At 69.3% G+C, this 26602-nt stretch carries 25 protein-coding genes; all 25 read left to right on the top strand.

Features of this window, described 5'->3' with window-relative positions; translation table 11 throughout:
* Complete coding sequence (locus DIE17_RS14720; RefSeq protein ID WP_124666781.1) at positions 1 to 1068, top strand: ferredoxin--NADP reductase; 1068 nt, start codon at positions 1 to 3, stop codon at positions 1066 to 1068.
* A gap of 46 nt (positions 1069 to 1114) precedes the next feature.
* On the top strand, positions 1115 to 2701 hold the full coding sequence (locus DIE17_RS14715; RefSeq protein WP_124666782.1) for a FadD3 family acyl-CoA ligase: 1587 nt from the start codon (positions 1115 to 1117) through the stop codon (positions 2699 to 2701).
* Between the two features lie 37 nt (positions 2702 to 2738).
* Complete coding sequence (locus DIE17_RS14710; RefSeq protein ID WP_124521994.1) at positions 2739 to 3512, top strand: SDR family NAD(P)-dependent oxidoreductase; 774 nt, start codon at positions 2739 to 2741, stop codon at positions 3510 to 3512.
* A gap of 821 nt (positions 3513 to 4333) precedes the next feature.
* Positions 4334 to 4981, top strand: coding sequence for a hypothetical protein (locus DIE17_RS14705; protein ID WP_409362213.1), 648 nt, complete (start codon positions 4334 to 4336; stop codon positions 4979 to 4981).
* Positions 4982 to 5490: 509 nt separating this feature from the next.
* Entirely contained in the window at positions 5491 to 5727 is a 237-nt protein-coding gene (locus DIE17_RS14695) for a FitA-like ribbon-helix-helix domain-containing protein (RefSeq protein WP_014899176.1), read from the top strand.
* Complete coding sequence (locus DIE17_RS14690; protein ID WP_185733764.1) at positions 5714 to 6130, top strand: type II toxin-antitoxin system VapC family toxin; 417 nt, start codon at positions 5714 to 5716, stop codon at positions 6128 to 6130. Before DIE17_RS14695 ends, DIE17_RS14690 begins: the two co-directional genes overlap by 14 nt.
* Positions 6131 to 6379: 249 nt before the next feature.
* Positions 6380 to 7276, top strand: coding sequence for a VOC family protein (locus DIE17_RS14685; protein WP_044845676.1), 897 nt, complete (start codon positions 6380 to 6382; stop codon positions 7274 to 7276).
* A gap of 9 nt (positions 7277 to 7285) precedes the next feature.
* Positions 7286 to 8179 carry a CoA transferase subunit A gene (locus DIE17_RS14680; protein WP_124666784.1) on the top strand — a complete coding sequence of 298 codons (894 nt, stop codon included), beginning with the start codon at positions 7286 to 7288 and terminating at the stop codon, positions 8177 to 8179.
* 10 nt (positions 8180 to 8189) lie between these two features.
* The gene (locus DIE17_RS14675; RefSeq protein ID WP_124521986.1) at positions 8190 to 8987 is read left to right on the top strand and encodes a CoA-transferase subunit beta; all 798 of its coding nucleotides are present in this window, start codon (positions 8190 to 8192) and stop codon (positions 8985 to 8987) included.
* A gap of 8 nt (positions 8988 to 8995) precedes the next feature.
* Positions 8996 to 9922 (top strand): enoyl-CoA hydratase, encoded by a 927-nt coding sequence (locus tag DIE17_RS14670; RefSeq protein WP_044845673.1) that lies wholly within the window; start codon positions 8996 to 8998, stop codon positions 9920 to 9922.
* Entirely contained in the window at positions 9919 to 11007 is a 1089-nt protein-coding gene (locus DIE17_RS14665) for a nitronate monooxygenase family protein (RefSeq protein ID WP_124666785.1), read from the top strand. The genes DIE17_RS14670 and DIE17_RS14665 overlap by 4 nt, the downstream gene beginning before the upstream one ends.
* Before the next feature lie 25 nt (positions 11008 to 11032).
* Positions 11033 to 11842 carry an enoyl-CoA hydratase family protein gene (locus tag DIE17_RS14660; protein ID WP_124645900.1) on the top strand — a complete coding sequence of 270 codons (810 nt, stop codon included), beginning with the start codon at positions 11033 to 11035 and terminating at the stop codon, positions 11840 to 11842.
* Entirely contained in the window at positions 11839 to 13008 is a 1170-nt protein-coding gene (locus DIE17_RS14655) for an acyl-CoA dehydrogenase family protein (protein WP_124484684.1), read from the top strand. Before DIE17_RS14660 ends, DIE17_RS14655 begins: the two co-directional genes overlap by 4 nt.
* 35 nt (positions 13009 to 13043) lie before the next feature.
* The gene (locus tag DIE17_RS14650; RefSeq protein ID WP_124666786.1) at positions 13044 to 14114 is read left to right on the top strand and encodes an acyl-CoA dehydrogenase family protein; all 1071 of its coding nucleotides are present in this window, start codon (positions 13044 to 13046) and stop codon (positions 14112 to 14114) included.
* Positions 14111 to 15262, top strand: a complete 1152-nt coding sequence (locus DIE17_RS14645) for an acetyl-CoA C-acetyltransferase (RefSeq protein WP_124666787.1) — start codon at positions 14111 to 14113, stop codon at positions 15260 to 15262. The genes DIE17_RS14650 and DIE17_RS14645 overlap by 4 nt, the downstream gene beginning before the upstream one ends.
* Before the next feature lie 41 nt (positions 15263 to 15303).
* Entirely contained in the window at positions 15304 to 16182 is an 879-nt protein-coding gene (locus tag DIE17_RS14640; RefSeq protein ID WP_044845667.1) for an SDR family oxidoreductase, read from the top strand.
* A gap of 2 nt (positions 16183 to 16184) precedes the next feature.
* Positions 16185 to 17426, top strand: coding sequence for an acyl-CoA dehydrogenase family protein (locus DIE17_RS14635; RefSeq protein WP_124570876.1), 1242 nt, complete (start codon positions 16185 to 16187; stop codon positions 17424 to 17426).
* Positions 17423 to 18622, top strand: a complete 1200-nt coding sequence (locus tag DIE17_RS14630) for an acyl-CoA dehydrogenase family protein (protein ID WP_124666788.1) — start codon at positions 17423 to 17425, stop codon at positions 18620 to 18622. The genes DIE17_RS14635 and DIE17_RS14630 overlap by 4 nt, the downstream gene beginning before the upstream one ends.
* Complete coding sequence (locus tag DIE17_RS14625) at positions 18619 to 19419, top strand: SDR family oxidoreductase (protein WP_124666789.1); 801 nt, start codon at positions 18619 to 18621, stop codon at positions 19417 to 19419. Before DIE17_RS14630 ends, DIE17_RS14625 begins: the two co-directional genes overlap by 4 nt.
* On the top strand, positions 19419 to 19904 hold the full coding sequence (locus DIE17_RS14620) for a MaoC family dehydratase (protein ID WP_124666849.1): 486 nt from the start codon (positions 19419 to 19421) through the stop codon (positions 19902 to 19904). The genes DIE17_RS14625 and DIE17_RS14620 overlap by 1 nt, the downstream gene beginning before the upstream one ends.
* A 22-nt stretch (positions 19905 to 19926) precedes the next feature.
* Positions 19927 to 21132: an acetyl-CoA C-acyltransferase gene (locus tag DIE17_RS14615; RefSeq protein WP_124666790.1), complete on the top strand. Its 1206-nt coding sequence runs from the start codon at positions 19927 to 19929 to the stop codon at positions 21130 to 21132.
* Positions 21133 to 21300: 168 nt separating this feature from the next.
* A complete protein-coding gene (locus tag DIE17_RS14610) occupies positions 21301 to 22260 on the top strand; it encodes a WD40/YVTN/BNR-like repeat-containing protein (RefSeq protein ID WP_124666791.1) in 960 nt (319 codons plus the stop codon).
* A 78-nt stretch (positions 22261 to 22338) separates the two neighbouring features.
* Positions 22339 to 24816: an efflux RND transporter permease subunit gene (locus DIE17_RS14605; protein WP_124666792.1), complete on the top strand. Its 2478-nt coding sequence runs from the start codon at positions 22339 to 22341 to the stop codon at positions 24814 to 24816.
* Between the two features lie 77 nt (positions 24817 to 24893).
* Positions 24894 to 25973, top strand: coding sequence for a Rieske 2Fe-2S domain-containing protein (locus tag DIE17_RS14600; RefSeq protein WP_124484691.1), 1080 nt, complete (start codon positions 24894 to 24896; stop codon positions 25971 to 25973).
* A gap of 306 nt (positions 25974 to 26279) precedes the next feature.
* Complete coding sequence (locus DIE17_RS14595) at positions 26280 to 26483, top strand: cold-shock protein (RefSeq protein ID WP_006751843.1); 204 nt, start codon at positions 26280 to 26282, stop codon at positions 26481 to 26483.
* The last annotated feature ends 119 nt before the right edge of the window (positions 26484 to 26602 follow it).

The following is a 26602-nucleotide window of genomic DNA, read 5'->3' as shown; positions in this document are numbered from 1 at the left end:
ATGAGCGATCCCCGTTTTCACCGGCTGACCGTGGCCGACGTCATCGCCGAAAGCGACGACGCGTGCTCGTTCGTGTTCGACGTGCCCGCCGCGTTGCGCGATGCGTTCGCGTATCGGCCCGGCCAGTTCCTGACGCTGAACGTGCCATGCACGGACGCGACCGTCGCGCGCTGCTACTCGCTGTCGAGCGCGCCGGGCATCGACGCGGCGCCGAAGATCACCGTCAAGCGCGTGCGCGACGGCCGTGCGTCGAACTGGCTGTGCGACCGCATTCGCGCGGGCGATGCGCTCGACGTGCTGCCGCCGGCCGGCGTCTTCACGCCGCGTACGCTCGACGGCGACCTGCTGCTGTTCGCGGGCGGCAGCGGCATCACGCCGGTGCTGTCGATCCTGAAATCGGCGCTCGTGCACGGCCGCGGGATGCTGACGCTGATCTATGCGAACCGCGACGAGCGCGCGGTGATTTTCCGCGACGAACTGCGGCAGCTCGCGCACCGTCATCCGGGCCGCCTGCGCGTGATCCACTGGCTCGACAGCGTGCAGGGCGTGCCGCAGCAGCGGCATCTCGAGGAACTCGCGCGGCCGTTCAGCCAGCAGGAGACGTTCATCTGCGGGCCGGCGCTGTTCATGGAGAACGCGCTCGCCGCGATGCTCGGCCTCGGGCTGCCGCGTGCGCGCGTGCATGTCGAGCGCTTCGCGTCGCTGCCCGATGCGCCGGCGCAGGGCGATCCGGCGGCACCGGCCGCAACGGCGGCGACGTCCGGCGATGACGATCGCGACGGCGACGGTGAAGGCGCGGCGATCGAGACGGTGCTCGACGGCGAGGCGTTCGCGTTCGACAGCGCGCCCGGCGAAACGCTGCTCGACGCGATGCTGCGCGCCGGCCTGCCTGCGCCGAATTCCTGCCGGATGGGGCAGTGCGGCGCGTGCATGTGCCGCGTCGAACGCGGCGCGGTGACGCTCGACAGCAACCACGTGCTCGACGACGACGAGATCGCGGCGGGCTGGACGCTCGCCTGCTGCGCGCGGCCCGCGAGCGACGCGCTGCGCGTGGTGTTCCCCGATTGAGCCGCGACGTGTCGATGGCACCGACGGCAACCCTGTTTCGACGCATATGACGATGGACAACGAAATCCTCACCACGCCCGCGCTGATCGCGCGGGCTGCCGCGCGCCACGGCGCGCATCCGGCGATCGAGTCGGAGCACGGCCGGCTGACCTACGCGGAACTCGACGCGGCGCGTCTCGAGGCGGCGCGCGCGCTCCTCGCGAGCGGCATCGACGCCGGCGACCGGGTCGCCGTATGGGCGCCGAACCTGCCGCAATGGATCGTCGCGGCGCTGGCGATCCACACCGTCGGCGCGATCCTCGTGCCGGTCAACACGCGGATGAAGGGCATGGAGGTGGGCGGCATCCTGCACGACGGCGGTGCGCGGCTGCTGTTCTGCTGCGGCACCTTCCTCGGCGAATCCTATCCGGCGCTGCTCGCGCCGCACCGGCCCGCGACGCTCGAACGCGTCGTCGTGTTCGACGGCGAGCCGCCGTCCGGCGCGCACGATGAAAGCTGGAATGCATTCCTCGCGCGCGGCGCGGCGGTGCCGCTCGCCGCCGTGCGCGAGCGGGAGGCGCAGGTGACGCCGGATACCGTGATGGACCTGATGTTCACGTCCGGCACGACGGGCCGCCCGAAGGGCGTGATGACCGCGCACGGACAGAACCTGCGCGCCGCGCAGGCGTGGGCGACGATCGCCGGCGTGCGCCGGGACGACCGCTACCTGATCGTCAATCCGTTCTTCCATACGTTCGGCTACAAGGCCGGCTGGCTCGCCGCGCTGTCGAGCGGCGCGACCGTGCTGCCGCATCTCGTGTTCCAGCCGGCCGACGTCTTGCGCCGCATCGCCGACGAACGCGTGTCGGTGCTGCCCGGGCCGCCGACGCTGTACTACGCGCTGCTCGATGCGCCCGATCGCGCGACGCGCGACCTGTCGTCGCTGCGGATCGCGGTGACGGGCGCGGCCGCGATCGCGCCGAGCCTGATCGAGCGGATGCGCGCGGAGCTCGGCTTCGAGACCGTGCTGACCGGCTACGGACTGACCGAATCGTGCGGGTTCGCGACGCTGTGCCGCCACGGCGACGACGCGGAGACGGTCGCCTCTACGTCGGGCCGCCCGATGCCGGGTGTCGAGCTGCGCATCGCGGGGCCGGACGGCGCGGCGCTCGGGCCGGACGAGACCGGCGAGATCTGGGTGCGCGGCTACAACGTGATGCGCGGCTACTTCGACCAGCCGGATGCGACGCGCGAAGCCGTCGACGCCGACGGCTGGCTGCATACCGGCGACCTCGGCTGTGTCGACGCGAACGGCAACCTGAAGATCACCGACCGGATCAAGGACATGTTCATCGTCGGCGGCTTCAACTGCTATCCGGCCGAGATCGAGCGGCTGCTGGCCGCGCATCCGGCGATCGCGCAGGTCGCGCTGGTCGGCGTGCCCGATACGCGGCTCGGCGAGGTCGGACATGCGTATGTCGTGTTGCGTCCCGGCGCGCACATCGATGCCGACGCACTGAACGACTGGGCGCGCAGCAACATGGCGAACTACAAGGTGCCGCGGCATTTCACGTTCGTCGAGCAACTGCCGACGAGCGCGGCCGGCAAGGTGCTGAAGTACCGGCTGCGCGCGGGCACCGAAGCGGCGGCCTGAACGCCGGCGCACGGCACGAAATCAACGGGACGAACGGATGAACGACAACGGATTTCCGCAGGGCGCGGTACTCGTGTTCGGCGGCAGCGGCGGAATCGGGCAGGGCGTCGCGCTCGAATTCGCGCGCGCCGGCGTGCCGGTCGCGCTCGGTTACCGCAGCAAGGCCGAGGTGGCCGAGCGCGTCGCGCGCGAGGTGTGCGCCGCAGGCGTCGCGGCCACCACGCATTGCGCGGACGTGACCGCTCCCGCGCAGATCGATGCCGCGCTCGCGGCCGCGATCGGCGCGCACGGCCGCGTGCACACGATCGTGTGGGCGGCCGGCCCGTTCGTGAACCAGCGTCGCATCGGCGACATGACGCACGACGACTGGCGCCGTGCGATCGAGGTCGAGACGGTCGGCTTCTTCAATGCGGCGAAGGCCGCGTTGCCGCATTTCCGTGCGTCGGGCGGCGGGTCGTTCGTCACGCTCGGCTCCGCCGGACATCTGCGCTGGCCGGATCGCGACGGCTTGTCGGTCGCGCCGAAGGCGGCGAACGAGGCGCTGGTGAAGGGGCTCGCGCGCGAGGAGGGCCGTCACGAGATTCGCGCCAACTCGATCCTGGTCGGCGTGATCGAGGCCGGGATGTTTCCGGTGCTGCTCGAACAGGGGCAGTTCGACCAGGCGTGGATCGACGACACGCAGAAGATGCTCGCGCTCAAGCGCTGGGGGAAGGCGCACGATATCGGGCGTGCGGCGGTGTTCCTCGCGTCGGATCGCGCGAACTACATCACGGGGCAGCAGTTGAACGTCTCGGGCGGGTACGGGTTGTAGCGGATGCGCGGAGCCCGCTCGGGAGAGCGGGCCCGGCAGACGAACGTTCGGTTGCTTTCGGCGCCGAATCCGCTGTATCGATCCCGGATCTTCGCGCCGCAGGCGCCCGGGAGCGACTGCCCGCATGCATGCGTCGAAGCGCATGAACGGCCGTCTCGGCGGCAACTGGTTGCGCGCGCACCGTCCTCGGTATTCACCCTGATCCGCGCTGCGCGCTTCTCGCATCCTGACCACGCGCGACTCGCGCGAGGTCACGTCGATGAAACATTTCCTGCCATGCGTGACGTCACACGTGCTTGCACGCCGTTGCGATGTCGCGCGTGCCGACAGCCGCGCGTGCTTGCCCGGCGCGCGTCGCGGCACCCGATGCATCGCTCCGCTGCATCGGGCACGGTGCTGACGTGCCGAAAACAGATGCGTTCCTGAAACATTTCCATCGATTCTCCCCCGCATCACCGCGGACGTTTGGCCGCGACGCTTGTCCCGTGCCGGTTCGCGCCGCATGGCACATGCCTTGCGGTTAGGTCGGGGCCGCTCGACACAATCGCGACTGATGGCAACGACAAATCGCGGGAGCGGCACGTAACGACATCGAAATCGAAATATCGGGGATCGGATCGAGCCGCGGGATAGCGGCCCGTCGTGCCGGACACGCTGCGTCGTATCGGCGGCACGCACGGGCATCGTACGCTCGATCCGTCAAACAGCAAGCTTGCTTGCAAGATGTCGTGCCGGGGGACCCGCCGCGCGTGGCGACATGCGCTGCACGTGGCGGGTCGGCGCGCCCGGCACATGTCGGGGGGACGCCCGTGAAAATGACAATGAACCAATGGGCAGCGCTGGCGATGGTAGTCACGGCCGGCGCGCACGCACAGGAAATCTACCTGCAGGGCGGCACGCAGGGCGTCGGCATCGGCGCGGCCGTCAGCTTCAATTCGGTGCTGGGCGCGCACGCGGATTTCAACGCGATCAATCTGACGCATGACTTCACGGTGGCCGGCAACCGCTACCAGGACGACATCAAGTTGCGGCAAGGCGGCCTGTATGCGGACATCTTTCCGTGGCGCGGCAGCGGCTTTCGCGCGACGATCGGATTGCGCTTCAACGACGACGATATCCGCGGCGTGTCGGTGCCCACCGACGGGACCTACGTGTTCGCCGGCAAGCGTTATCCGGCGCTCCCCGGGATGTACGCGGTCGCGGAGGCACGCTATCCGACCGTGATGCCGTATGTCGGGATCGGCTACGGGCACCGGCCGGCGTCGAAGGGCCTCGGTTTCGTCGCCGACCTGGGCGTCGCGTACGGCATCCCGCGCTGCTCGTACACGCTGTCGCCGCAACTCGCCGCGGCGGCCGGACCGCAGAAGAGCCAGATTCTGACCGCCAGCGGCCTCGACGAACTGAACCGGGTGATGTCGCGGTATCGGTGGTACCCGGTGCTGCAGATCGGGATCTCGTACCGGTTCTGAGCGGGACGCGCGTTATGGCACGGCCGCGCTCCGGCCGTTCGACGCTTTCGTGCCGTGGCCGTATCCGCAGACCTTCCCGTTGCCCGTTGCTCGACTGCCGGAACGTCCGGCCGAACCGGCTCGAATCGATTGTCCTGGCACTCACCTGGACCGTGCCGGCCCAGGCGTTCGTCGCAGTCGTTACCGGCACGATGTCGCCGATCGCGTCCGTGATTCTGGTCGCGGTGCTGGTGATGGTCGTGCGGCGCGCGTCGGACATCCCCCACCGGCGCAGACTATCCGTCGGTGAATGGCCATTCGGCCGTCTTTTTTCGTCGCCGCGGCTGGATTACCTTGGTCAAAAGCAGTTCGACGCGTCGGGCCGACGGCGGAACGTGGGTGGCTTCATGCCGTCTGCTGCCGCTGGCCAACGCCGACCACCGGCTCCCGTCCGATCACGACGATGATAGCAATGCTTGCAAATCACCGCGTTGGCGCTATCATTGATAGCAATCTGGATGGAGGGACTCATGGCAAATCTTCTGGTGCGTAACGTGGATGACAGTATCGTTCAGAGCCTTCGAGAGCAGGCTGCGGCGAACGGCAGGAGTGCCGAGGCCGAACATCGGGCCATTCTGGCCGATGCGCTCGGCCGGCCGAAGCGAAGGACATTCGCGCAAGTGCTGATGAGCATGCCGGACGTCGGCGAAGACGCGGATTTCCAACGTGTTCAGGATTCCGGCGAGGTCAGGCGTGTTTTTGATTGATACGAACGTCATCAGCGAGATCAGGAAGGGCAAGCGAACCAACCGCGGCGTGCGCGCGTTCTTCAGGCAGGCCGAGGCCGACGCGAGCCCGCTTTACCTGTCGATCGTCACGGTGGCCGAACTTCGGCGCGGCGTCGATCTGATCCGCCATCGCGGCGATCATCCGCAGGCGTCGGCGCTCGAGGCATGGATGGCGACGATTCTGTCCGGCTATGCGTCGAACATCCTACCGGTCGATCTCGAGACCAGCCAGATGTGGGGCCATTTGCGTGTGCCCGACCCGGCCCACGCACTCGACAAGCTGATCGCGGCTACCGCGCTGATCAACGATCTCACGGTCGTCACGCGCAATGTCGACTATTTCGCCCGCACCGGCGTCCGGCTGCTGAACCCGTTCGAGTGAGCCGGGTTGCCGCGTCGCGGCAATCCGCCATCGCTTCCCGCCTTCTTCCCTTGCGCGTTCTCCGTCGCGCATCGCCCGCTTGCAACCCGTATCGCCGGGCTTTAGCGCGCGTCCGATTCCCGGTCCTCTCCCGGCCGGCGTCGTCCTGAAAGACCCGCCCGCTCTCGTCCCAACAGACGATGTGACGCCATCCCCGACCGGCCAGAATCCTTTCACGAACAACGGATTCTGAACCTGGAGGAGGCCGACATGATCGATGTCCGTGCGCTCGGCTACGTCGTCGTCGAGGCGACCCGCGTCGATGCGTGGCGCCGCTACGCGGAAGACGTGCTGGGCATGCAGGTGCTCGACGCGCCCGACGGCGCGCTGTACCTGAAGATGGACGAGCGCGATTTCCGCTACGTGATCGTCCCCGGCGCGACCGACCGCTATTTCGCGTCGGGCTGGGAATTGCCCGACGGCGCCGCGTTCGACGCCGCGCTGACGGCACTGCGGCAGGCGGGTGTCGAGGCCGTGCGCGCCACGCGCGACGAAGCCGCGCTGCGCCGCGTGCAGGCGATGGCGTGGTGCACCGACCCGTCCGGCAACCGCCACGAGTTGTACTGGGGCGCGCGCTGCGACTTCCGCCGTTTCGTGTCGCCGCTGGGCGTCGCGCGCTTCGTCACCGGCGACATGGGGCTCGGCCACGCGGTGCTGCCCGCGCCGCAGTTCGACGCGACCGACGCGTTCGTGCGCGGCGTGCTCGGCTTCGAGCTGTCCGACATCTACCGCGTGAAGTTCACGCCGGACCCCGCCGAACCCGAGAAGCGCATTCACTTCATGCACTGCCGCAACGCGCGCCATCACAGCCTCGCGCTGTTCGAGATGGCGGTGCCGTCGGGCTGTGTGCACGTGATGGCCGAAGTCGACTCGATGGACGAAGTCGGCCGCGCGCTCGATCGGGTCGCCGCGCACGACGTGAAGATGTCGGCGACGCTCGGCCGCCACTGCAACGACCAGATGATCTCGTTCTACATGAAGACCCCCGGCGGCTTCGATCTCGAATACGGCTTCGGCGGCCTCACGGTCGACTGGTCGAAGCATGCGGTGTTCGAGGCCACGAAGGTGAGCCAGTGGGGCCACGATTTCAGCATCGGATACCGGTAAGCCAGCACGATGACGATGAAACCTCTCGACAAGACGATGTCCGCGCGCGACGTGGTCGCGCAACTCGCCGACGGCATGACGATCGGCATCGGCGGATGGGGGCCGCGGCGCAAGCCGATGGCACTGGTGCGCGAGATCGCGCGCTCGAACCTGAAGGACCTGACGATCGTCGCGTACGGCGGCGCCGACATCGGCCTGCTGTGCGCGGCCGGCAAGGTGCGCAAGGCGGTGTTCGGCTTCGTGTCGCTCGACGTGATTCCGCTCGAGCCGCATTTCCGCCGGGCCCGCGAACAGGGCCGCGTCGACGTGCTGGAACTCGACGAAGGGATGCTGCAGCTCGGCCTGCGCGCGGCCGCCGCGCGCCTGCCGTTCCTGCCGACGCGCGCCGGGCTCGGCACCGCGCTGCTCGATCACGCGCCGCAGCTGCGCACGGTGCAATCGCCGTACGACGACGGCGAAACGCTGCTCGCGATGCCGGCGATCGAACTCGACGTCGCGCTGCTGCACGTGAACGCGGCCGACCGGATGGGCAACACGCGCATCGACGGTCCCGATCCGTTCTTCGATGCGTGGATGGCGCGCGCCGCGCGGCGCTGCTACGTGTCGGCGGAAACGGTCGACGTGTCGCTCGCGAGCGACGACCTCGACGCCGCGCGCCGCAATCCGTTCGAGCGCTCGCTCGTCACCGGCGTCGTGCATGCGCCGGGCGGCGCGCACCCGACGTCGTGCGGGCCGGACTACGGCTGGGACCTGCCGCACCTGCGCGCGTACTGCGCCAGCGCGGAAGACGACGCGAAAACGGCGGCTTACCTGCGCGACGTGGTCGGCCAGGACGAGCGCCAGTATCTCGAAGGCGTCGGCGGGCTGTCGCACGTGACGACGCTGCCGTTGCCGATTCTGTAAAGGAGCGCCTGTGAGCGAATCTCTCGACCATTCCCTCGCGGAACTGATGATCGTCGCGTCCGCGCGACTCTGGCGCGACGACGGCGAAGTGCTGGCGACCGGCATCGGCACGGGCCCGCGGCTCGCGGCCGGCCTCGCGCGGCTCGCGTACAACAGCGGGCTGATGCTGACCGACGGCGAAGCGTATCTCGTCGAGGCGCCGATCCCTCTCGGGCCGCGTCCCGACGGCTATCGCGTGCAGGCGAGCGGCTGGATGACCTACGAGCGCGTGTTCGACTGCCTGTGGCACGGCCGCCGTCATGCGCTGGTGATGCCGACGCAGATCGACCGCTTCGGCCAGGCGAACATCTCGTGGCTCGGCGACGACTACACGCGTCCGAAGACGCAGCTGCTCGGCGCGCGCGGCTTCCCCGGCAACTCGACGAACCACGCGAACTCGTTTTTCGTGAGCGGCCACGGCAAGCGCACGTTCGTCGCAGGCGAAGTCGACATGGTGTGCACGGTCGGCTACAACCCGGCGCGCCGGCTGCCCGGCATGAAGACCTTCGTCGACCTGCGCAGCATCGTCACCGACCTGTGCGTGATGGATTTCGGCGGGCCCGACCACGCGATCCGCGTGCGTTCGCTGCATCCGGGCGTGAGCTTCGACGAAGTGCAGGACGCGACCGGCTTCCCGCTGATCGCGGCGCCCGACCTCGGCACGACGGCCGCGCCGAATGCGGAAGACCTGCGCATCGTGCGTGCGCTCGACCCTCACAACCTGCGCGCGACGATCGTGCGCAACAATCCGGCGCCGCGCCGCGGATGAGGTCCGACATGGAAGCGACCCAGATGACGTTCGGCGACGGTGTCGTCGACTACGCGGTCGAGGACGGCATCGCGACGATCACGATGAACCGTCCCGAGTATCACAACGCGCAGAACTCGAAGATGACGTATGCGCTCGACGCGGCGTTCCGGCGCGCGGCGCACGACGACGCGGTGAAGGCGATCGTGCTCGCGGGCGCCGGCAAGCATTTCTCGGCGGGCCACGACATCGGCACGCCGGGCCGCGACATCCACGAGTCGTTCGACCGCGCGTCGCTGTGGTACGACCACGTCGACAAGGAAGGCGGCGAATTCCTCTATGCGCGCGAACAGGAGGTGTACCTCGGGATGTGCCGGCGCTGGCGCGACCTGCCGAAGCCGACCATCGCGATGGTGCAGGGCGCGTGCATCGCGGGCGGGCTGATGCTCGCATGGGTGTGCGACCTGATCGTCGCGTCGGAGGATGCGTTCTTCGCGGATCCGGTCGTGCGGATGGGGATTCCGGGCGTCGAGTATTTCGCGCATGCGTACGAGCTGAACCCGCGCATCGCGAAGGAGTTCCTGTTCCTCGGCGAGCGGATGCCGGCCGAGCGCGCGTATCAGATGGGCATGGTCAATCGCGTGGTGCCGCGCGAGCGGCTGCGCGATGCAACCTACGCGATCGCCGCGAAGATCGCGACGATGCCGCGCCTCGGCCTCACGCTGACCAAGCAGGCGCTGAACCACGTCGAGGAACTCCAGGGCAAGCGCGCGGCGATGGATGCGGCATTCGCATGGCATCACTTCGCGCATGCGCACAACGAGCTCGTCAGTGGCGACCGCCTCGGCGGCTACGACGCCCGCAAGATGGCCAGCTCGCAGCGCAAGCCGGAACCGGCGGACGACGAAGCGCAGGCCGATGCGGCACCGGCCGCCGTCAACGGAGCCGCCGCATGAGCACGACGTTGCATACGCCGCTGTGCGACCTGCTCGGCTGCCGCTACCCGATCGTGCAGACCGCGATGGGCTGGGTGGCCGACGCGCGGCTTGTCGCGGCGACCGCCAACGCGGGCGGCTTCGGCTTCCTCGCCGGCGCGACGCTCGAACCCGGGCAGGTCGAGGCCGAGATCCTGAAGGTGAAGTCGCTGACCGACAAGCCGTTCGGCATCAATTTCCACATGTTCCAGAAGAACGCCGCACAGGTGGTCGATCTCGCGATCAAGCACCAGCTGCGTGCGGTCAGTTACGGCCGCGGGCCGGACGCGAAGACGATTCGCCGCTTCAAGGACGCCGGCATCGTCTGCATGCCGACCGTCGGCGCGCCGAAGCACGCGTCGAAGGCGGTCGAGCTCGGCGCGGACATCGTGACGGTGCAGGGCGCGGAAGGCGGCGGCCACACGGGCTCGGTGCCGACCACGCTGCTGCTGCCGAAGGTGCTCGACGCGGTGCGGGTGCCGGTCGTCGCGGCCGGCGGATTCTTCGACGGCCGCGGGCTGGCGGCCGCGCTCGCGTATGGCGCAGCCGGCATCGCGATGGGCACGCGTTTCCTGATGAGCGCCGAATCGCCGGTGCCGCGCGAAACGCTCGACCGCTACGTCGCGGTCGGCGACCCGGCGCGGATCCGCGTGTCGGACGCGCTCGACGGGCTGCCGCAACGGATGATCGACAACCCGTATCTGCTGAAGCTCGAACGCTTCGGCTCGCTGCGCCGCACGTGGTTCGCGCTGAAGACGGCCGAAGCGTGGCGGCGCCAGAACGGGCTGAGCACGGGCGACATGCTCCGCCTCGCGATCAAGGCGCTGCGCTCGCACGACTACACGGCGAGCCAGACGCTGATGGCCGCGAACGCGCCGTTCCTGATCCAGCGCGCGATCGTCGAGGGGCGGCCGGACGAAGGCGTGCTGCCTAGCGGCCAGGCGGCCGCGATGATCGGCGCGATCGAATCGTGCGATGCGCTGATCGCGCGGATCGTCGCGGAAGCCGGCGAGCGGCTCGACGCGCTGGCCGCATTGCGCGGCGCGACCGCGGCACAGGCTGCGTAAAAAACATCACAGGGAGGCTTTGGAGATGACTGCATCCAATCAACCGGGCGGCGCGACGCCGTTCCGGATCGAGCGCGCCGACGGCATCGCCGAACTGGTGATCGCCCATCCGCCCGTGAACGCGCTCGATGCGCAGGGCTGGCATGCGCTCGCGCGCGCGCTCGACGCGCTCGGCGAGGACGACGACGTGCGCGTGATCGTCGTGCGCGGCGAAGGCCGCGGCTTCTGCGCGGGCGTCGACATCAAGGAACTCGCCGCGCATCCGGAGCGGATCGTGTCGGTCAACGCCGGCAACTACGAGACGTTCCGCGCGGTGCACCGCAACCCGAAGCCGGTGATCGCGGCCGTGCACGGTTTCGTGCTCGGCGGCGGGATCGGCATCTGCGGCGCGGCGGACATCGTCGTCGCGGCCGACTGCGCGCGCTTCGGCGTGCCGGAGATCGACCGTGGCGCGATGGGCGGCGGCGCGCATCTGCAACGACTGTTCGGCGTGCAGAAGGTGCGCGCGATGTACTTCACCGGTGACATGATCGACGCAGCCGAAGCGTATCGGCTCGGCGCGCTCGAGCAGGTGGTGACGCGCGATGCGTTGCGCGACGCGGCGCTCGCGATTGCGCGCAAGATCGCGGAGAAAAGCCCGGCGATGGTGCGGCTCGCGAAGGAGGCGCTGAACGGCGTCGAGGACGGCGATCTCGAGGACAAATACCGCTGGGAGCAGGGCTTCACGCTGCAGGCGTACATGACGAACGACTCGACGGAGGCGCGCGCCGCATTCGTCGAGAAGCGCGACGCGCGGTTCGACGCGCAGGCAGGCGTCGAGGAGGCACGCGCATGAACCTGACCTATACGCCGCAACAGCAGGCGTTCCGCGCGGAAATCCGCGCATGGCTCGCCGCGCACGTGCCGCGCGAGCGGCTGCCGAGCTTCGATACCGAGGAAGGCTTCGCCGCGCACCGCGAATGGGAGCGCACGCTGCACTCGGGCCGCTGGAGCATGGTCACGTGGCCGCGCGAACTCGGCGGGCGCGGCTGCGACCTGATCGAGTGGCTGATTTTCGAGGAAGAGTACTGGCGCGCCGACGCACCGATGCGCGTGAACCAGAACGGCATCTTCCTGCTCGGCCCGACGCTGATGGATTTCGGCACGGACGCGCAGAAGGCGCGCTTCCTGCCCGCGATGGCGGCCGGCGAGCACGTGTGGGCGCAGGGCTGGTCGGAGCCGAACGCGGGTTCGGACATGGCCGCGATCCGCACGACGGCGATCCGCATCGGCGACGAATACGTGCTCAACGGCCAGAAGATCTGGTCGACCCGCGCGGTGTGGGCCGACTGGCTGTTCGGGCTGTTCCGCAGCGATCCCGAATCGTCGCGTCACCACGGGCTCACGTTCCTGATGGTGCCGCTGTCCGCGCCGGGCATCACGGTGCGTCCGATCCGCCAGCTCAACGGGCAGACGGGCTTCGCGGAAATCTTCTTCGACGACGTGCGCGTGCCGGTCGAGAACCGCCTCGCGGCCGAAGGCGCGGGCTGGCAGGTCGCGATGGCGACGGCCGGCTTCGAGCGCGGGCTGATGCTGCGTTCGCCCGCGCGGTTCCAGCGCACCGCGCAGGCGTTGCGCGACCTGTATCTCGCGCACCGCGACAGCGCGGATCGCGACCCGACGCTGCGCGAACGCGTGGTGTCCGCGTGGATGGACGCGCAGGCGTACGCGCTGTCGACCTATGCGACCGCAAGCCGGCTGCTGAAGGGCGGCCATATCGGCGCGGAATCGAGCACCAACAAGGTGTTCTGGTCGGAGCTGGACCTGCGGATGCACCAGACCGCGCTCGACATTCTCGGCGCGCACGGCGAGGTCGTCCCGCAGACGGCCGCGCAGCACGCGACGCTCGGCCACTGGCTCGACGGCTTCCTGTTCGCGCAGGCCGGCCCGATCTACGCGGGCACCAACGAGATCCAGCGCAACATCGTCGCCGAACGGATGCTCGGCATGCCGCGCGCGTGAGCGCGCCGGCGATTCCCTCACTGAACGGACATCGTATGGATTTCGTATTCGATGAAGACCAGGAAGCGCTCGCGGACAGCGTGAAGCGCCTGCTGATGACCGAGATGACCCCGGAGCTGATCCGCGAGCTGTGGGCCACGCCGACCGGCCGCTCCGACGCGCTGTGGTCGCTGTTCGCGTCGCAGGGGCTGACCGCCGTGTCGGTGCCCGAAGCGCACGGCGGCCTCGGCCTGACCGAAGCGGAATGGGCGCTGCTCGCGCAGACCTACGGCTATTTCGGCAGCCCGGAGCCGCTGCTCGACACGGCGCTGGTATCGGCCGGCGTGCTCGCGCGGCTGCCCGCCAGCGGCTGGCGCGACGTGCTGCTGCGCGACATCGCCGAAGGGCGCGCGCGTGTCGCGTTCGTGCATCCGGTGAACCCGTATGCGGCCGACGTGCACGTCGCGCAGGCGCTGCTCTGCGAGCACCGCGGCGAGCTGCACCGCGTCGATCCCGCGCAGTGCGCGTGGCGCGCGGTCGACAGCGTCGACCCGTCGCGGCGCCTGTTCACGCTCGACTGGGAACCGTCGGCGGCCACGCGCATCGCGGGCGCCGACGAAGCCGCGCCGCTGCTCGATCGCGCGCTCGATCACGGCGCGTTCGCGGTGGCCGCGCAGTTGCTCGGCCTCACGCAGCGCGTGCTCGACGTCGCGATCGACTACAGCGCGCAGCGCAAGCAGTTCGGCAAGGCGATCGGTTCGTACCAGGCGCTCAAGCACCTGCTCGCCGACGTCGCGATCCGCTACGAGTTCGCGCGGCCGGTGGTCGCGCGCGCGGCTCAAGCGATCGCCGACGATCACCCGCAGCGCGCGGTGCTGGTGTCGCACGCGAAGCTCGCGGCGAGCGCCGCCGCGCAGCTGGCCGCGCGCCACACGATGCAGGTTCACGGTGCGATCGGCTACACGTGGGAGCTCGACCTGCAGATCTTCATGAAGCGGATCTGGGCGCTCTCCGGCAGCTGGGGCGACACCGCGTTCCACAAGGCCCGCGTGGCCGACGCGATCCTCGGCGACGCATTGCCGATCGGCCCCGCGCAGACCTTCGACTTCGAGGAAACCAATCAATGAAACAAGCCTATATCGTCGACGCGCTGCGCACGCCGACCGGCCGCCGCAAGGGCGGGCTCGCGCACGTGCACGCGGCGGACCTCGGCGGCTTCGTGCTGAAGACGCTCGTCGAACGCAACGCGATTCCGGCCGACGAATACGACGACGTGGTGTTCGGCTGCGTCGACACGATCGGCCCGCTCGCGGGCAACATCGCGCGCACCTGCTGGCTCGCGGCCGGGTTGCCGCTGCAGGTGCCGGGCGTGACGGTCGACCGCCAGTGCGGCTCGTCGCAGCAGGCCGTGCACTTCGCCGCGCAGGCCGTGATGAGCGGTGTGCAGGACGTGGTGGTTGCGGGCGGCGTGCAGACGATGACGCAGATCCCGATCTCGTCCGCGATGACGAGCGCGGTGTCGCTGGGTTTCAACGACCCGTTCTCGGGCAGCACCGGCTGGCGCGCGCGTTTCGGCGACGCGCCGGTATCGCAGTTCGTCGCCGCGCAACGGATCGCCGATCACTGGAACCTGTCGCGCGACGCGATGGAACGCTATGCGCTGGAGAGCCATCGCCGTGCGGTGGCGGCGATCGAGGCCGGCCATTTCAAGCGGGAAATCGTGCCGCTCGAAGGCGTGCAACACGATGAAACGCCGCGCCCCGACACGTCGCTCGACAAGATGGCGACGCTCGAACCGCTGATGCCGGGCGGCTCGCTGACGGCCGCGGTCGCGAGCCAGACCTGCGATGCGGCCGCGGCGCTCTTGATCGTGTCGGAAGATGCCTTGAAGCGCTACGGCCTCACACCGCGCGCGCGCATTCATCACTTGAGCGTGCTCGGCGACGATCCGCTGTGGATGCTCACCGCGCCGATCCCGGCGACCAAGGCCGCGCTGAAGAAGAGCGGGCTCGACTCGGCGCAGATCGACGTCGTCGAGATGAACGAGGCGTTCGCGTCGGTCGCGCAGGCCTGGCTTGCCGACACGCGCTTCCCGCACGAAAAGACCAACCCGAACGGCGGCGGCATCGCGCTCGGCCATCCGCTCGGCGCGACCGGCGCGCGGCTGATGACGACGCTGCTGCACGAACTGGAACGCACCGGCGGACGTTACGGGATGCAGACGATGTGTGAAGGCGGTGGTCTCGCGAACGTCACGATCATCGAGCGCCTGTGAGCGCGTCACTTTCACGATTTCTCGATCCAGGAGGCATCAGCATGGGAATCTGTAACGGACGCACCGTCATCATCACCGGCGCCGGCGGCGGGCTCGGGCGCGAATACGCGCTCGCGTTCGCGGCCGAGGGCGCGGCGGTCGTCGTCAACGACATCCGGCACGAGGCAGCGCAGGCCGTGTGCGACGAGATCGCACGACGCGGCGGCCGCGCGCTCGCGAATTCGGACGACATCACCAGGATCGACACCGCGCAGCGGATCGTCGACGCCGCACGTGAAGCATTCGGCGACGTGCACGTGCTGGTCAACAACGCAGGCATCTGCCGCGACAAGATGTTCACCAGCATGACCGAAACCGACTGGGACGACGTGATGCGCGTACACCTGCGCGGCCACTTCTGCCTGTCGAGCGTGCTGGCGCGTGTATGGCGCGACGCCGCGAAGGCCGGCCATCCGGTCGACGCGCGCATCGTCAACACGAGCTCCGGCGCCGGGTTGCAAGGCTCGATCGGCCAGTCGAACTACGGCGCGGCGAAGGCCGGCATCGCGGCGCTCACGCTGATGCAGGCGGTCGAACTGCAGCGCTACGGCGTGCGCGTGAACGCGCTCGCGCCGGCCGCGCGCACGTCGATGACCGAAGGCGTGTTCGCCGACATGATGAAGAAGCCCGAGGACGGCGGCTTCGACTATTTCGATCCGGCCAACGTCGCGCCGCTCGTCGTGTGGCTCGGCAGCGCGCTGTCGGCCGACGTGACGGGCCAGGTGTTCGAGGTCGCGGGCGGGATGATCGCGGTGGCCGAAGGCTGGCGCACCGGCCCGAGCGTCGACCGCGGCGCGCGCTGGGCGCCGGCCGAGGTCGGCCCGGCGGTCGCGCGACTGCTGGCCGATGCGCGGCCCGCGCAGCGCGTGTACGGGAGCTGACGATGGATCTGGCGCTCACCGACGAACAGGCGATGATCCGCGACGCGGCAGCCGACGTGCTCGCCGAGCGCAGCGCGTCGGCCGACGTGCGTCGCGCGATCGAGCAAGCGGCCGGCCGCGACGACGCGCTGTGGGCCGCGCTCGCGGGCGAACTCGGCTGGAACGCGCTGGCGCTGCCGGAGGCGGCGGGCGGGATGGGGCTCGGCGCGGTCGAACAGACGCTGTTGATGGAGCAGCTTGGGCGGCGCGTCGCGTGCGTGCCGTATTTTTCGACCGCGTGCGTGGCGGGCACCGCGCTGGCCGGCTGCGATACGCCGGGCGCGACCGGCTGGCTCGCGAAGCTGGCCGAAGGCGCGTGCAGCGCGACGCTGGCATTGCCGCTCGAGCTTCCGGCCGGCGCGGGTCAACTGCCGGTCGTCGCGGAAGAAGCGGCGGGCGGTTACGCGCTGTCCGGAACGATCGAGCAGGTGATCGACGGTGCGCGCGCCGACCTGCTGATGATCCCGGCACGGATCGCGAACGAAGGGCAGGCGATCGGGGTGTTCGCGATCGACGTCGCGACGGTGTCGGGCCTGAGCGTCACGCCGCTCGACACGCTCGACGCGACGCGGCCGATCGCGCGCGTCGTGCTCGACGAGGCCCGCGTGAGCCGCGACGCGTTGTTCGCGAGCGGCGGCGCTGCCGCGAAGTTGCTCGAACGCACCGCATGGTTCGCAGCGCTCGCGCTGGCCGCCGAACAACTCGGTGGCGCACAGCAATGCCTCGATCTCACGCTCGACTACACCGGCCAGCGCGTGCAGTTCGGCCGCGCGATCGCATCGTTCCAGGCGGTCAAGCACCGCTGCGCGCAGATGATGGTGCTGATCGAATCCGCGCGCTCGGCCGTGCTCGGCGCCGCCCACGCGTGGGACGCGGAAGCCGGCAGCGGCACGCCCGGCGCTGCGCTGCGCGCCGACGTCGCGGCCGCAAAAGCCGCCGCCAACGATGCGTATGCGTTCTGCGCACAGGAGGCGATCCAGCTGCACGGCGGCGTCGGCTTCACGTGGGAATACGACCCGCATCTCTATTTCAAGCGCGCGCAGGCGTCGGGCGCGCAGTTCGGCAGCACGCCGCAACTGCTCGAATGGATCGCCAGCCAGGCGATCGACGGCGGCGCGTCGCGGCACGACGCGGTGCTCGCGTCGTCGCCGTCGGCTTCGATCGCCACGCGTTCGTCCGCCGCGCGCACCGGAGCCCTCCAATGAACAGCGAATCGCGCGAACAGCAATTGCGGCACGAAGTCGCCGACTGGGTGCAGTCGCACCTGACCGGCGAATTCGCGTGCCTGAAGTACCGCGGCGGCCCCGGCGACGAGGAAGCGTTTCCCGAACTGCGCAAGGCGTGGGAACGGGAACTCGCGCAGGGCGGCTGGACCGGCCTCGGCTGGCCGACCGACACGGGCGGCCGCGGCTTTTCGGTCGCCGAGCAGGTGATCTTCCACGAGGAATACGCGCGCGCCGGCGGCCCCGGGCGGATGGGGCACATCGGCGAAGGGCTGCTCGGCCCGACGCTCGTCGCGTGCGGCACCGACGACCAGCGCGCGCGCTTCCTGCCCGGAATTCTCGCCGGCACGCAGTTCTGGTGCCAGGGTTACTCGGAGCCGGGCGCGGGTTCGGACCTCGCGAACGTGCGCACGCGCGCCGAGCAGGACGCCGACGGTACCTGGCGCGTGCACGGCCAGAAGGTGTGGACGTCGCTCGCGCACGACTCCGACTGGATCTTCGTGCTCGCGCGCACCGATCCGGCGTCGAAGGGCAACAAGGGGCTGTCGTTCCTGCTGATGCCGCTCGACCAGCCGGGCATCGAGATTCGCCCGATCAAACAGCTCAACGGCGGCGCCGAATTCAACGAAGTGTTCTTCGACGGTGCGCGCGCGGAAGCTCGCGATCTCGTCGGCGCGCCGGGCGACGGCTGGCGGGTCGCGATGACGCTGCTCGGCTTCGAGCGCGGCATGTCGACGCTCGGCCAGCAGATGCAGTTCGTCCGCGAACTCGACTGGGTGATCGACGCCGCGCGCGAATCGGGCGCCGATCGCGACCCGGTGCTGCGCCAGCGGATCGGCCGCGCGTGGGCCGGCCTGCGCGTGATGCGCTACAACGCGCTGCGGATGCTGTCGGGCGCGGACGACGCGAACGGCGCCACCGCGCCGCTGCGCCGCGAGGCGTTGATCTACAAGTATTTCTGGTCGAACTGGCACCGCGACCTCGGCCAGCTCGCGATGGATGCGCTTGGGTCCCGCGCGAACGTGATCGACCCGGCCGACGAGAAGCTCACCCATCTGCAGCGCGTGTTCCTGTTCTCCCGTGCGGACACGATCTACGCCGGCACCAACGAAATCCAGCTGAACATCATGGCCGAGCGCGGGCTCGGCATGCCCAGGGAACCGCGAGGAAACGCATGACCGAACCCCAGATTCAGAAAGCGCCGGCGTACGTGCCGGGCCACCAGCTGCTCGCCGGCAAATCGGTGCTGATCACGGCCGCCGCCGGCGCCGGCATCGGCTTCGCGGCGGCGCGCCGCTGCGCGGAGGAAGGCTGTCGCGCGCTGTTCATCTCCGACATCCACGAGAAACGCCTCGAACAGGCCATGGAGACGCTGCGCGCCGAAACGGGGCTGCAGCAGATCTACGGCCGCCTGTGCAACGTCGCGGTCGAGGACGACGTGCAGGCGCTCGTCGCGGAAGCCCAGGACAAGCTCGACGGCGTCGACGTACTGATCAACAACGCCGGGCTCGGCGGAGCGAAACGCATCGTCGAAATGGACGATGCCGAATGGTCGCGGGTGATCGACATTAGCCTGACCGGGACGTTCCGGATGACGCGCGCGATGCTGCCGCACATGCAGGCCCGCGGCCGCGGCGCGATCGTCAACAACGCATCGGTGCTCGGCTGGCGTGCGCAGGCGGAACAGGCGCACTACGCGGCGGCGAAGGCGGGCGTGATGGCGCTCACGCGCTGCGCGGCGCTCGAGGCGTCGCCTTACGGGGTGCGCATCAACGCGGTCGCGCCGAGCATCGCGATGCACGATTTTCTGAAGAAGTCGGCCCCGGCCGACCTGCTGAATCAACTGGCGTCGCGCGAAGCCTTCGGGCGCGCCGCCGAAGTCTGGGAGGTCGCGAACGTGATGGTGTTCCTTGCAAGCGATTACGCGTCGTACATGACGGGCGAAGTGCTGTCGGTCAGCAGCCAGCACGCATGATGAGCGCGACCCTCGACTCCGTGCGCGCGACGCCCCGCGTGTTCGCGCATCCCGGCGAACTCGCGGCGGCCGTCGGCGACACGCTCGGCGCGAGCGCGTGGCTCGCGATCGACCAGATCCGCATCGACGGCTTCGCCGACGCGACGGGCGACCACCAGTGGGTACACGTCGACCCGGTGCGCGCGAAGGACGGCCCGTTCGGCGCGTGCATCGCGCACGGCTACCTGACGCTGTCGCTCGTCAATTATTTCCTGCCGCAGATCGTGCGCATCGACGGCGCGCAGCTCGGCGTCAACTACGGCTGCGACAAGATCCGCTTCCCGGCGCCGGTGAAGGTCGGCGCGCGCGTGCGCGGCGTCGGCGAGCTGCTGCGCGTCGAGGCGCTCGACGGCGGCGTGCAGGCGTGGGTTCGCGTGACCGTCGAGATCGAAGGCGAGGCCAGGCCCGGCTGCGTCGCCGACACGATCAGCCGCTACTACTTCTAGTTTCGATTCAGAGAGCCAGCTCATGGAAGACGCAGTCATCGTTTCCGTCGCACGCACGCCGATCGGCAAGGCGTTTCGCGGCATGTTCAACGACACCGAGGCGCCCGCGCTGGGCGGCCACGTCGTGCGCGCGGCGCTCGAACGCGCGGGCGTTGCGCCGGCCGACGTCGACGACGTGCTGATCGGCTGCGCCGCGCAGCAGGGCACGCAGGGCTACAACATCGGCCGTCTGTCGGCCGCGGCGGCCGGCTTGCCGGCGTCGGTGCCCGGGATGTCGATCGACCGCATGTGCTCGTCGGGCCTGATGTCGATCGCGAGCGCCGCGCGCAGCATCGGCGCGGGCGACGCGCGGATCGTCGTCGCGGGCGGCGTCGAATCGATCTCGCTCACGCAGAACAAGCACAAGAACGGCTACCGCGCGCGTTCGCAGGCCGTGCTCGACCATCAGCCGGCCGCGTACATGGCGATGATGGAAACGGCCGAGATCGTGTCGCGCCGTTACGGCATCTCGCGTGCCGCGCAGGACGAATTCGCGCTGCAGAGCCACCAGCGCACGGCCGACGCGCAGGCGGCCGGCCGCTTCGACGCGGAAATCGCGCCGCTCGACGTGCGGCGCGCGCTGTTCGACAAGGAAGGCAACCCGACCGGCCACGAAGCCGTCCACGCGGCGCGCGACGAGGGCGTGCGCGCCGACACGACGGCCGAACGGCTCGCGGGGCTCAAGCCGTCGTGGAGCGGCGGCAAGGTCGTCGAGCAGGGCGAGTTCGTGACGGCCGGCAACGCGTCGCAGCTGTCGGACGGCGCGGCGGCGGTCGTCGTGATGTCGCGGGCCGAGGCGGAGCGTCGCGGACTGACGCCGCTCGGCACGTTCCGCGGGCTGGCCGTGGCCGGCTGCGAGCCGGACGAGATGGGCATCGGCCCGGTGTTCGCGATTCCGAAGCTGCTGGAACGTTTCGGGATGACCGCGCGCGACGTCGGGCTGTGGGAGCTGAACGAGGCGTTCGCGTGCCAGGCGCTGTATTGCCGCGACACCCTCGGCATCCCCGACGAGCGGCTGAACGTCGACGGCGGCGCGATCGCGCTCGGCCACCCGTTCGGGATGTCGGGCACGCGGATGACGATGCACGCGCTGCTCGAAGGCGCGCGCCGCGGCGTGCGGCATGCGGTCGTGACGATGTGCATCGGCGGCGGGATGGGTGCCGCCGCGCTGTTCGAGGTCGGCGCGTAACGACGCTCGAGCAAGGCTCAACGGCAGCCGAGCCGGCAGCCCGGTTCGGCTGCCATCCATTCGGGACCATTCGAGGCCGCGGCAACGACCGACGGCCCGGAGACTTGCAGCGGCAGGGCGAGCGCGTCGGCGCGGGCCCGGGCCGCTCGCAGAGAAGGAGACAAACCGATGAAACGTACTTTGCCAGGACTCGCGATGTCGGCGCTCGTGCTCGGCGCCGCGCTGTTCGCGTTCTCGCCGCGCCCGCTGCCGGCGTTCCCGGTCACCGCGATCCATGCGGACCGCCTGCAGATCAACGGGCTCGCCCGCGCCGGCACGCGCATCGTCGCGGTCGGCGAGCGCGGCGTGATCCTGTTGAGCGACGATGCGGGCGGCCGCTGGCGGCCGGCGTCGGTCACGCCGGACCAGGGATCGACGCTCACGCAGGTGAGCTTCGTCACGCCGACGCTCGGCATCGCGGTCGGTCACGACGGCCGGATCCTGCGCAGCGACGACGCGGGCGTGCACTGGCGCGAAGCTCATGGCGACAACGCACATTCCGATCCGCTGCTGTCCGTGTGGGGAACCGCGAACGGCCCGCTGTTCGCGGCCGGCAGTTTCGGCCAGCTGCTGCGCTCGGACGATGCCGGGCTCACGTGGCAGCCGCTCAAGACACCGGCGGGCGACCGCCACCTGAACGCGATCGTCGGCGACGGCCACGGCGACCTGCTGATCGCCGGCGAGAGCGGCACGCTGCTGCGCTCGACCGACAACGGCGCGAGCTGGGACAAGGTGCCGTCGCCGTACCAAGGCTCGCTGTTCGGCGCGCTGATGCTCGCGAACGGCGACTGGGTCGCGTACGGCATGCGCGGCAACGTGCTGCGCAGCACCGATCGCGGCGCGACCTGGACGCACGTCGACAGCCACGTGCCGGTGTCGTATTTCGGCGCGACCCAGCTTGCCGACGGCGAACTCGTGCTGGTCGGGCAGGGCGGCGCGATCGTCGGGTCGCGCGACGGCGGCCTGACCTTCGACGTGCGCAAGCTCGGCGGCGTGCAGAGCCTCGCGGCCGTGCTCGACATGGGCCGCGGCGCGCTGCTGCTCGGGGGCGAGGCCGGCGTCGCGCCGCTCGCTGCGTCGCCGTCCTGATGCGCGGCGGCGGTCGCGTTGCCGCGCCGCCCGCATCGTCCGCATCGCCTGTTTCGTCCGTTCCGACACGAGAAATCCATGAACGACCTGTCACGCTCCACCGAAGCCGTTCCCGCGTCGCGCCTCGCCGCGTTCGTCGAGCGCTGCGCCGATACCATCATCCGGCAGCGCCGGCTGCTGATGTTGCTGTGCGTCGCGCTGACGGTCGCGCTCGGCCTGTCCGCGACGCGCCTGAAGCTCGATCCGGGCTTCAACAAGATGATCCCGATGCAGCACCCGTACATGCAGGTGTTCGAGCGCTACGCGGGCGCGTTCCCCGGCGCGAACACGATCCTCGTCAGCCTGCGCTGGAAGGGCGACGGCGACATCTACAACCAGACGTTCATGGACGCGCTGCGCCACGCGACCGACGACGTGTTCTTCATCCCCGGCGTGAACCGCTCGCGCGTGTTCTCGCTGTTTACGCCGAACGTCCACTACACCGAGGTGACGGAAGCCGGTTTTCGCGGCGACGTGGTCGTGCCCGGCCAGTTCTCGAGCGCGAACCCGGACGACCTCGCGAAGGTGCGCCGCAACGTCGCGCGCTCCGGGCAGATCGGCCGCCTGGTCGGCAACGACCTGAAGTCGGCGCTGATCCGCGCGGAGTTGCGCGAGACCGATCCGGCCACCGGCAAGCGGCTCGACTACAGCGCGGTCGCGCGCCAGCTCGAGGAAATCCGCGCGCGCTACGCGAAGCAGGGCATCGACGTGAACATCATCGGCTTCGCGAAGCTGGTGGGCGACGTCGAGGCCGGGATCGCCGGCGTGATGGCGTTCTTCGCGCTCGCGTTCCTCGTGACGGCCGCGCTGCTGTTCGCCTATACGCGCTCGCTGAAGACGACCGTGCTCGCGCTCGTCGTCGCGCTGCTGCCGGTCGTCTGGCTGCTCGGCGCGCTGCCGCTGCTCGGGCTCGGCATCGATCCGATGTCGATCCTCGTGCCGTTCCTGATCTTCTCGATCGGCGTGTCGCACGCGGTGCAGATGACCAATGCGTGGAAGCAGGCGCTGGTGCGCGGCGCATCGTCGGCGGAGGCCGCGCGCGACGCGTTCCGCAAGCTGTTCGTGCCGGGCACGGTCGCGCTGCTGACCAACGCGCTCGGCTTCATGGTGATCATGCGGATCAGGATCGACATCGTGCGCGAGCTCGGCATCACCGCGTGCCTCGGCGTGCTGCTGATGATCGTCACCAACAAGGTGTTCCTGCCGATCCTGCTGTCGTACACGCGCCTCGAACGCGGCACGCTCGCGCGGGCGCAGCGCACCGCGGCGGCCGGCGGAAGCCCGATGTGGTCGCGCTTCGCGCTGTTCGCGCGCCCGGCGCCCGCGCTCGGCGTGTTCGCCGTCGCGCTCGCGCTGCTCGCGTACGGCACGCTCGAGTCGCGCAGGCTCGAGATCGGCGACATCGGCACCGGCGCGCCGGAGCTGCGCGCGAACTCGCGCTACAACGTCGACAACGCGGCGATCACGCACCAGTACAACATCGGCGTCGACGTGCTGTCGGTGATCGTCGAGACGACCGGTTTCGACGACGCCTGCCTGCATTACCCGGTGATGAGCGCGATCGAGAAGTTCGAGATGAACATGCGCGGCGTGGCGGGCGTGCAGTCGGTGACGAGCGTCGCGTCGCAGGGCAAGGTGTTCATCGCCGCGTTCAACGAAGGCAATCCGCGCTGGGCCGCGTTGCCGCGTTCCAGCGATGGGCTCACGCAGGGTTCCAACGCGTTCGACCCCGACAACGGGATGAACACCGCGAACTGCAAGGCGATCCAGGTGCTGATCTACACGAAGAACCACGAAGGCACGACCATCGCGCACATCGTCGACGAGATCAAGCGCTACGCGGCCGAGAACCCGACGCCGAACGTCGCGTTCCGGCTCGCGGGCGGCAACGTCGGCGTGATGGCCGCGACCAACGAGGCGGTCGGCGACGCGGAGGTCGCGATGCTGCTGTCGATCTTCGGTGCGATCGCGCTGCTGTGCGCGGTCACGTTCCGCTCGTGGCGCGCGGTGCTGTGCATCATCGTGCCGCTCACGCTGGTGTCGATCCTGTGCAACGCGGTGATGGCGCGACTAGGCATCGGGCTGAAGGTCGCGACGCTGCCGGTGATCACGCTCGGTGTCGGCGTAGGCGTCGACTACGGGATCTACCTGTACGAACGCCTGCAGCACGACCTGCGCCACGGCGCGACGCTGCCCGACGCATTCGCCGACGCGATGCGCCAGCGCGGCACCGCGGCGCTGTTCACGGCCGTCACGATGTTCATCGGCGTCGGCACGTGGGCGTTCTCCGCGCTGAAGTTCCAGGTCGACATGGGCGTGCTGCTCGCGTTCATGTTCCTCGTGAACCTGTTCGGCGCGGTGTTCCTGCTCCCCGCGCTGGCCGCGTGGCTCGGCGTCGAGCGTGCCGAGCGCCGCGTGGCGCAACTGCCGCAGCCGTCCGCGTCGTCTGCGTCGTCTGCGCCGGCACCAGCGCGCGAACCGACGCGCGCGCTCGAACCCGGCAATCCGGCGCGCTGAACGACGCAACCCCCGAACCCCCATTACCCCGGTGCGCGGCGGGCCGCCGCGCGTCCCCCAAAGAGGAGTCAACCCACATGTCCGCACGCCCTTACAAGATCGAAGCCCAGCCGCTCGCGCAGCGCTATGCGCGCGGCTGGCACTGCCTCGGCCTCGCCCGCGACTACAAGGACGGCAAGCCGCACACGCTGAACATCTTCGGTCGCAAACTCGCCGCGTTCGCCGATTCGACCGGCAGGATCAACATCGTCGACGCGTACTGCCCGCACATGGGCGCCGACCTGAGCCTCGGCACGGTCGAAGGCGACAACCTCGTCTGCCCGTTCCACGGCTGGGCATGGAACGGCGCAGGGCAGTGCGCGTCGATTCCGTATTGCAAGCGGATTCCGCCGAAGGCGCGCATCGGCGCGTGGCCGACCTGCGAGGAAAACAACCTGCTGTTCGTGTGGAACGACCCGGAAGGCAATGCGCCGCCGCCGGAAGTCGCGATTCCGAGGCTCGACGTGTGCTTCTCCGACGAATGGTCGGACTGGGTCGTCGACAAGATGGTGATCAACGCGAACTGCCGCGAGCTGGTCGACAACATCTCGGACGTCGCGCACTTCGCGACCGTGCACCATGCGCCGATCGACTATTTCGCGAACCTGTTCGAGGATCACAAGGCGACGCAGCTGATGGTCGGCCGCAGCGAGAAGCTCGGCGGCGACAGCCTGACCGCGCTGTCGACGTATTTCGGGCCGGCCGTGCACATCACGCAGATGACGGGGCAGAGCGGCGGGCAGCCGATCCATTCGGTGCTGCTGAACTGCCACGTGCCGATCGACATGAACAGCTTCGAGCTGCGCTACGGCGTGATCGTGAAGAAGGTGGCCGGCCTGAGCGACGCGCAGAACCTGGAGATCGCGAACGCGTACGTGAAGGAAGCGCAGCGCGCGTTCTACGAGGACGTCGACATCTGGCACAGCAAGACGCGCATCGACAACCCGCTGCTGTGCGAAGGCGACGGGCCGCTGTACCAGATGCGCGACTGGTATTCGCAGTTCTATCTGGACGCGGCCGACGTGCGGCCGTCGAGCGTCGCGCGCAAGTCGTTCGAGATGAAGATCCGCGACGGCGAGACGCCGCCGGCGCTGCATCACGTGTTCGAACCGCAGTAACGCAATAGCGCAGTCACGGCGCGGCGTGGCGAGTGGCGGGAAAAATGGGGGGCGTATCGCTGCGCCTCCCGATTGCCGCAAACGCCCGCCGGACAAGGCGGCGCGTGCTGCCGCGCGCACGCGTCGCATCGAAAGGACTTGACGGATCGGCTTGCACCGCGTAGTGTCCGAGACCGAAGTCTTCAAGAAGCTCGATTGCTCATCATTGGCCGCACGACGTGCGGCAGTCGTTGGTCTCTCCCTCTTTGATTCTTTCTGTGCCCGTCACGGGCGCATGTTCATTTCATTCGTATTAAGGAAGTATTTGTGGATACCGGTACCGTCAAGTGGTTCAACGAAACCAAGGGCTTTGGTTTCATCTCCCCGGACAACGGCGGCGACGATCTGTTCGCCCATTTCTCTGAAATCCGCGGCACGGGTTTCAAGACCCTGGCCGAAGGCCAGAAGGTCAGCTACGAAGTGAAGCGCGGCCCGAAGGGTCTGCAAGCGTCGAACATCACGCCGCAGTAAGCCGTATCGGCACCGGTCGCCAAGCGGCGGCCGCTGCCGGACGGATCTCGCGCGGAGGCCGGCCCGAGCCGGCGTCCAGCGCGTTCCGACGCACACGACCGATGCATCGCGGCATTCAC

The sequence above is a fragment of the Burkholderia sp. Bp9099 genome (assembly GCF_003857805.1).
In the GTDB taxonomy this organism is placed as follows: Bacteria; Pseudomonadota; Gammaproteobacteria; order Burkholderiales; family Burkholderiaceae; genus Burkholderia.
This window is presented reverse-complemented; position numbering and strand designations above follow the sequence as displayed.